The organism is Nocardia sp. NPDC004260, from assembly GCF_053603155.1.
In genome coordinates this window covers 1-7,334 of the sequence record NZ_JBSGEZ010000145.1, presented here as the reverse complement: position 1 = coordinate 7,334, position 7,334 = coordinate 1, and the positions used below count along the sequence as shown (strand labels likewise).

At 64.9% G+C, this 7,334-nt stretch carries 7 protein-coding genes and 3 pseudogenes; 2 read left to right on the top strand and 8 right to left on the bottom strand.

All coding sequences use genetic code 11. From position 1 onward, the window contains the following. Positions 1-100 precede the first annotated feature (100 nt). From ACWEO7_RS37345 to ACWEO7_RS37310, 8 genes and pseudogenes are all read right to left on the bottom strand, one after another. Positions 101-1,099 carry an IS481 family transposase gene (locus tag ACWEO7_RS37345; RefSeq protein ID WP_452430307.1) on the bottom strand — a complete coding sequence of 333 codons (999 nt, stop codon included), beginning with the start codon at positions 1,097-1,099 and terminating at the stop codon, positions 101-103. 404 nt (positions 1,100-1,503) lie between these two features. Then, positions 1,504-1,701 (bottom strand): annotated as a pseudogene (locus ACWEO7_RS37340) (IS110 family transposase); the annotation flags it as partial. A 304-nt stretch (positions 1,702-2,005) separates the two neighbouring features. Next, positions 2,006-2,497: pseudogene (locus tag ACWEO7_RS37335) on the bottom strand (AAA family ATPase); the annotation flags it as partial. A 2-nt stretch (positions 2,498-2,499) separates the two neighbouring features. After that, positions 2,500-3,261, bottom strand: coding sequence for a Mu transposase C-terminal domain-containing protein (locus tag ACWEO7_RS37330; protein ID WP_452430305.1), 762 nt, complete (start codon positions 3,259-3,261; stop codon positions 2,500-2,502). A 3-nt stretch (positions 3,262-3,264) separates the two neighbouring features. Then, positions 3,265-3,597, bottom strand: a complete 333-nt coding sequence (locus ACWEO7_RS37325) for a hypothetical protein (protein ID WP_452430303.1) — start codon at positions 3,595-3,597, stop codon at positions 3,265-3,267. Between the two features lie 90 nt (positions 3,598-3,687). Further along, entirely contained in the window at positions 3,688-3,801 is a 114-nt protein-coding gene (locus ACWEO7_RS37320; protein WP_452430311.1) for a helix-turn-helix domain-containing protein, read from the bottom strand. 163 nt (positions 3,802-3,964) lie between these two features. After that, positions 3,965-4,168 carry a helix-turn-helix domain-containing protein gene (locus ACWEO7_RS37315; RefSeq protein WP_452430309.1) on the bottom strand — a complete coding sequence of 68 codons (204 nt, stop codon included), beginning with the start codon at positions 4,166-4,168 and terminating at the stop codon, positions 3,965-3,967. Beyond that, a pseudogene (locus ACWEO7_RS37310) lies at positions 4,154-4,549 on the bottom strand (recombinase family protein); the annotation flags it as partial. The gene ACWEO7_RS37315 and the pseudogene ACWEO7_RS37310, both read right to left, overlap by 15 nt. Before the next feature lie 160 nt (positions 4,550-4,709). On the opposite strand from ACWEO7_RS37310, the gene ACWEO7_RS37305 reads away from it, so the two are divergent. Together ACWEO7_RS37305 and ACWEO7_RS37300 are read left to right on the top strand one after the other, a co-directional pair. Continuing rightward, on the top strand, positions 4,710-5,363 hold the full coding sequence (locus ACWEO7_RS37305) for a class I SAM-dependent methyltransferase (protein ID WP_452430301.1): 654 nt from the start codon (positions 4,710-4,712) through the stop codon (positions 5,361-5,363). Between the two features lie 111 nt (positions 5,364-5,474). After that, on the top strand, positions 5,475-6,896 hold the full coding sequence (locus ACWEO7_RS37300; protein WP_452430299.1) for a purine-cytosine permease family protein: 1,422 nt from the start codon (positions 5,475-5,477) through the stop codon (positions 6,894-6,896). The last annotated feature ends 438 nt before the right edge of the window (positions 6,897-7,334 follow it).

Here is a 7,334-nt window from a genome sequence, read left to right as displayed (position 1 = left end):
CAACGGTTCGGGATCACGACACCGGCGACATCATCGATCACCAAGGCCCCGTTGGCAATCCGACAAGGGTCAATCACGCAATCCGTGCCAGATCCAGTTTTCACGTTCCGCCGACAACGTTGGTGACGCCAGCGTGGAGGCGGCTGGCTGGAGGCCGGTTTCCGGCGGCGGAATGTGGTCGATGATAGTTGTAGTGGATGTTCCAGACGCCGGGTGCGTCGGCGCGTTGGGTTTCGCTGGTCCATTCTCGGGCGTAGAGAATTTCCTCGGCCAGGATCCGGTGGTAGCGCTCGACCTTGCCGTTGTGTCGTGGCGTATAGGGCGTGATGCGCTGGTGCCGCGCTCCGAGCAGGACTTTCGCGAAGTCGGTTGCTTTGTAGCAGGCGCCGTTGTCGGTGACGATCCGCTGGATGTGGATGATGCCGTCCGCGGCGAAGAACGCTCGCGCCCGGAAAACGAATCCAATTGCGGTGACGGCTTTCTTGTCGGGCAGGGCCTCGGTATAGGCCAGCCGGGAGAAGCCGTCGACCGCGGTGTGCAAGAAGACGTAGCCGGTGCGGGTGCCGCGCTTCTTCGTGCGGGCGACAGCCTTATCCCGGTCCGAGCCCTTGCCGTGCACACGCCAGCCGCCGCCGTTCGGAATCCTTCCGACCTTCTTCACATCGACGTGGACCATGTGCCCGGGTCGGCGGGCGAGGATGCGGCGCGGTTCGCGGTTCGATACGCCGGCCGGGTCGAGAAACCGCCGCCGGTTGAGTCCCAGCTGGTGCAGGTGACGGCTCACCGTGCGTGCCGAGATCACCGTGCCCTCGGTATGTAGTTCGGTGGCGATGCGTCGTGCCGACCATTTGTGCTCACGCCGCAGCTGCTCGATCCGGACGATGATCTGGGCCGGAGTCGCTGTCGGTGACCGGTGCGGTGTCGAGGACCGGTCGCGCAGGCCGAGTTCACCGTACCGGCGGAACCTGTTGACCCACTTGCTCGCACACTGACGGGACAGGCCCATCTCGGCGGCGACATGAGCGATCGGCCGGGTCTGGCAGCGCTGCACGAGCCGGTAGCGGCCCTCGACTGTCAGCGGGGCATTACGGTGAATCACGGCGGTTCTTTCGGCTTGCGGCGGACGTGGTAGTTGGCGCTTCACATCCTGCCGTCGAAAGAACCGCCTTCAGCTCACCACCACTGCCACCGCGTCACCAACGTCATGCCCCGCAACAGCTGATATGTAGAGAAGTTTGTCAAGAGGGCGTGGCGAGGCGCCGTCGGGGAGCGACCCCGACGGCGCCTCGTTGCTTCCTGGCGAGTCTGTGGTGAGCGTGTCGTGAGCGACGCGCGGTCAGACTGATATACGCGGGTTGGACACCGCAGGACGGGGTTTCGGCTGGATCGCATCCGCGTGTCTAGCATCGAGCGTCGACCTCGTGAGGTCTGCTCATAGTTGTGTCGCGGGTCGATCCACGCGCTGCCACCACCGGTCCGCCGAGGAAGCCGATCAGGTGGCGATCAGTCGTTCATGACCGCCAGGGACCAGCACCAGCCGGCGAGCTCTCGGGCGATCGCCACGTTCGCGATCGTGGGCCGTTTGCGGCGTTCACCGAATCGCAGCCACCGCTGGTGCAGGCGGCGGTTTCCCTCGTCGCCACGCGCCCGGGCCGCGGCCGGCGCCTGGTCCCATCGCCGGCGCATCACCGCGCCGACGTGTGCCGAGGGTGCTGCGGGCGGTTTCGACGACGTCGGCGGTGATGGTGTGAAGTTCGTTGATTTTCATGATGCGGTGGATTTGGGCGAATAGGCGTTGTAGGAGGCGGTAGTTGCCGCTGGTGATACGGGCGACGGCGGCGACGGCTTGGGCATCGGTGAAGTCGTCGGGGTCGAGGTCGAGGCCGAGTTTGTGCCAGTGCCGGGTCAGGACGAAGGTGAGTTCTTCGCCGGTCAGGGGCTGGTAGTGGTGGGCGAAGCCGGCACGGCTGTAGAGCTGCGGGTAGCGGGAGAAGGTTTTCTCGATGCCGGGCATCCCGATGAACAGCGAGCCGTGGTCGCCGCGGTCGTACTGGTCGCGCAGGTGCTCGATAGCGGTGGCGGTCAGGCATTCGGATTCGTCGATGACGAGCAGTTCGATGTAGTCGGCTGTCCGGTGCTCACGGATGTCGGCGTTGATGTGTTGGTCGATGCAGATGTTGACCCGGTTATAGAGCAGTTTGAGGTCGTCGCGTAGTTCGCGCAGGGTCGCGGCGACGGTGGGCGTGTAGAACATGGCCCGTGAGCGGGATAGCGCGGCGTAGACGTCCTTGTCGGGATCCTCGCGGGGGCTCCAGGTGCGTAGCAGGTGCCCGGCCTTGCCCCAGCGGGCGTAGCGGGAAGCGGACAGGGTTTTCCCGATTCCTGCTGCGCCATAGCATATTCCGATGGTGCGGTCGCGTCGGACGGTGTCGGCGAACTCGACGAAGCGGCGGTGTTCCTTGGTGGCGATGAACGGCCAGTTTCGTGGCGGCGACATGGTCAGTTTTCCTGATAGGCACGCAGCGGCCGGGGCGGAGGGGCCGGGGCCAGTTCCGGCGGCGCGGGTGCCGGTGCGGGGAGGTAGTCGGTCACGACGGGGATACGTTCGTTGATCTGCTCACGCAGCCGGTGCCGGTAGGCGCGGCGGGCGGCCTGCACGTCTTTGAGCCCGATGGTCTCGCCGGTGTGGTCGGGGCTGACGGCCTTGCACAGGAACCGGTTCTTGTGAAAGACGCGGATCTCGGTGATGTCGCGCGGGTCGTAGCGGACAGTGACCGGTTCGCGGACGTAGGCGGCCAGAGTGGGATGTAGGTAGCGCAGGCCCTGGAAATGGATGCCGTCACGGTGCACGACGCGCGGGGTGGCCACGGTGACCAGCAGCAGATCGAGCTGTTCCAGATCCTCGGGCATGCGCGGCAGCCACCCGTCCGCGGCCCATGCCTGCTGCGGTGAGACGCCGATCTCGGAATGAACCCGCGGATGGTAGACGCCGGTGACGAACCGCCCGATCGCCTCGTCGAGCTGACGCAGCGACAGCGTCGGCGCGGTGCCGGGTCTGCCACCGACGAGGTGGCCGGGCAGTTCGGTGAGCAGTTCGATGTTGATACTGCCGAACAGCCGCTCCACCTTCCCGCGACCCTGGGGCCGGGCCACGGTCGAGTGCACGACCCGGAACTTCAGATCGGCCGCGACCTGGGCGAGGTGGTCGCTGATGAAGTCGCTGCCGTGGTCGACGTAGAGGATCTCGGGGATCCCGCACATCTGCTAGGCCGGATCGGGTTTAGTCCAGATCGCCTGCCGCAATGCGAGGGACGTGTTCATCGCCGACGGCGCACCGAGGTTCACGGTGTAGCCGGGCACCGCACGGGAACAGTCGTCGAGTACCACGGTCAGCCACGGGCGTCGGTGCTTGCCGGCCTCGACGATGAGGATGTCGAGCTGGGTGTGATCGGCCTGCCACATCACGTTCGGGCGCTCGGCGCGGCGTCGATACACCAGCTCGTAGTTGTCACGGAAGGCCGCGGCACCGTCGTGGGCCAGGGTGAGCATGGCCGGGTCGAGAGCGGTGACGATGGAGCGGACGGTGATGTAGGACACCGGAATCCACCCCCGTTCGGCGGCGACGCGGGCGGCGCGGCGGGTGATCAGCCAGCGAGGGGCGCGGGCGGCGCAGCGCCATGCCCTCGATCAGTCGCACGAGCTCCGGGTCGGTGCGCCGACCGGTGGATCTGCGCCTGGCAGCCCGGCCAGACCCCCGGCCCGGTAGCGGTGCAGCCACCGCTGCGCAGTTCGCAACGGCACACCGGCTGCGGCGGCAGCGCTGGTGAGCGGCACATCGTCTTCGAGGTGGGGGGGTTTAGTACCTCGAACCGGTTCATCGCCAGCCGCCGGTCGGTGTCGGTCAACCCGCTACCCGCCACGGCTCACCCCACTTCCACGCGCACGCGAACTCGCATGCGCTGGGTCACATTGTCGCGCCCGAGGCAGACAGATGCCGGTAGATCGTGGGACGGGTGACACCGAACTCGGCGGCGATCTGCGCGACGGTGTAACGACGCTTACCGGCTTGATCGAGTTCGTCGTACATCGCCCGGGCCAGCTGCACCTGCCGCGGGCCGAGCTTGGGTCTCTGACCACCGGTGCGTCCCCGGGCGCGGGTGGCGGCCAGGCCGTCGCGGGTGCGCTCACTCATCAGAGCGTGCTCGAATTCAGCGATGGAGCCCAGGATCTGGAAGAACATCCGGCCCAGCGCGGTGGAGGTGCCGATCTTCTGATCCAGCACCACCAGATCCACCCCACGCCCCTCGAGGGTCCTCGACAGATCAATCAGATGCTCGAGCTAGCGGCCGAGCCGGTCCCGCTTGGTGACCACCAGCTGATCACCGGCACGGTTGGCCGACAGCAGCGCCTTGTCCAGTTCCGGTCGGGTCGCGAGCTTGCCGGACGCCTTGTCCACGAAGATCTGCTCGCATCCGGCCGCGGTCAACGCGTCGTGCTGGGCTTCGGGATACTGATCGCGGGTGGAGACCCGCCCGTAGCCGATTCTCATGCCCCAGAATGTATCGGTAACCCCCGACAGGTTGACGTTGCCGCGTACACGGCAACCTTTACAGATCCGGCCTGCGGAAACGCTCTGCGCCCCAGCGTGTCTCGTGAACGATCGTTACCGAGGTGCTGATCGTCTCGGTTCCGGTGATTAGGGTCTTGGCGTGGACTCGACGGAAAATTTGCTCGACTTCTGGGAATCGACTGGCTCGACCCTGGCTTTCACTCACCCGGTCGAACCGGAACTGCTGCACCGATATGTGCCGTGCGCGAGTCGTGTGCTCGATTACGGCTGTGGTTACGGTCGGCTTACCGCTGAACTTGCCGGGCTCGGCTATCGGGAGGTTTACGGTGTCGACGTGTCGGCAGCACTGATCGAGCGGGGGCGTCGAGAACACCCGGATCTACGTCTGATGAGATGGGTGGGGTTTCCTTTGCCGTTCGCCGACGAGGCGTTCGATGCGGCGGTGTTGTTCGCGGTTTTGACGTGTGTGCCCGACGACTCGGCGCAGTCGGCGATCGTTTCGGAGCTGAGCCGGTTGGTGCGACCGGACGGTGTGTTGTATCTGAGCGATGTGCCGCTACAGAGCGCCGCATACGATCGTGAGCGATATGAGCGGTTCGCTGACCGATTCGGCACCTACGGAGTGTTCGAATCGCTGGACGGCGGAGTGTTCCGTCATCATCGGCCCGACTGGTTGCGTGACCTGCTCAACGACGCGGGGTTCGCCATCGCCGAGGAGCAGTCAGGGCCCGTTGCCACACTGGACGGGCGTACGGCCGAACGGCTGCAAATTGTCGCCTGTCGCGTGGGTTGAGTTCCCCCGTGCTGCAGCGCGGGGCGGAGTGGGCTGCCCGCGCTGGGCGGATCAGCTACGCACAGTTGCTTACCTATTGGATGAGCCGTTGTTTGGCGGTACATTGAGCGGGTGCATGAAGGTGACGGTGTCGACGCCGGTTCGTGGTTGCGGCGTGTACGTAGCCAGGTCGAGACGGTCGGGGTGGCGCCTGTGCCGGAGGGGCAACGCAGTGCCACCCCGGGAAAGCTGTTCATCACGTGGGCGATGACTGCTGCCTCTGCCATGACGCCGCTGATCGGCGCGATTCTGTACCCCTACGGGTTGTGGTACATGATCGGCGCGATCGTGGCGAGTTGGCTGATCTTCCTGATCCCCTGTGGCCTGTTCTCCGAGGTGGGTCGAGAGCTTCCACTGACGGCCCTGGTGGTCGCCCGTCGTACCTACGGATGGTCGGCGACGTTTCTGTTGTCTGCGCTGTTCTCCTTCGTCAACATGGCCTTCTTCGGACTCAATGCCGCTGGCGGCGCCCACATTCTCGCGGCATTGAGCCATACCAGCGTGACACCGTGGTACTGGATCATCGGCGGGACCAATATCGTGCTGGTGTTGTTCGGGTTCAAGTGGCTCGAGTACTTCTACCGCTACACAGCACTGCTGTTCATCGCCTGCTACGCCGTGCTGGCCATCTACCTGGCCACGCACTACTCGCTGCATGTTCCGCCTCAGACCGCCCCGATGGAGTGGGGGACGGCGATCTCCGTCGTGGCGGGGTTCTCGATTCTGTCTTGGACGTACAAGACATCGACGGTGTCTCGCTTCTGTCTGCCGGCCGACCGGACAATGAGGCGAACCTGGTATTTCTTGGCGCCGAGTCTCGGAGTCATGATCCCCATCCTGGTCATGGGTGTCATGGGTGCCTATTCGAAGGAAGCGACCGGCGAATGGAACCTCGCCGTCCTCGGTGCGCAGATCCCGGGTTGGGGCGCGGTCGCAGCACTCGGTGTCGCGCTTGCCATACTGCACATCAACGCGATGAATCTCTACCCGGCGACCGTCGATCTGCTGGTGTCGCTCAACACCGTACGCACACCGCGCACGTGGGAGCAGCCCGTCGCCACAGTCGTCCTCGGCGTTCTCGGTGTCCTGCTCGCTCAAGCGGGCATCCTCGCCCACGTCGAAGCCTTCGTGACCGGCGTAGGCGAACTACTCGGCCCGTTCACGTTTGTGATGATCGTCGACTGGTTGTGGGGCCTGACCGACAAGCGCGACATCGACAGCTACTTCCGCCCTGCGAGTGGGTTCGCCGACCGATGGCGTATCCCGGCGCTCTCCTGCTTCCTGGCAGGCTTCGTGGTGAGTTTCTGGGGGAAGCATTTCCTGCCCCCAGGCTTCTACCACACCGTCTCACTGAGTCTGGTCGGTTCCCTTGTCGCAGGCCTCGCCTACGGAACCGTTCTCATCGCACGCCGGTACCACCGAGCGGGCGACCACCCAGCCGCCCCGGTTGCCGCCGACCAAAACCCCGAAGACCAGCAGGTACCGACGAACTGAACCGAACAGGTCTCGAGTCGGGACCCGACGCGCGTAATCCGCTGATAGATCCACCGTCGGTACCGGATACCCAGACCTCGTCGAGTTCCGAACGAACGAATGCATCCTCATACCCCGACACAACATCCCGGGGATCGCCATGGAAGCCCCCCGGGGTCGAATACGCCACCCTACAGTGCGAAGATACCGCCACTTATCGCTGCGAGTCACACTTTTCGGGCCGGTCACGGTCGTGGTGTTGGGGTGTACCCCAAATACACAGAATGACCAGGCGATTCCCGACCCACTACCACCTATAGACCCCTGCAAGCCCCCGGCACCCCAACAAACTTCTTAGAACTCGGTTCAGAATGAGTTTGCGGAGGCATATGACGGCGCAGGCGAGGCTGAGTAGGGCTTGGTGGATGTCGGCGCGGCGTTCGTAGCGGATGTGTAGGC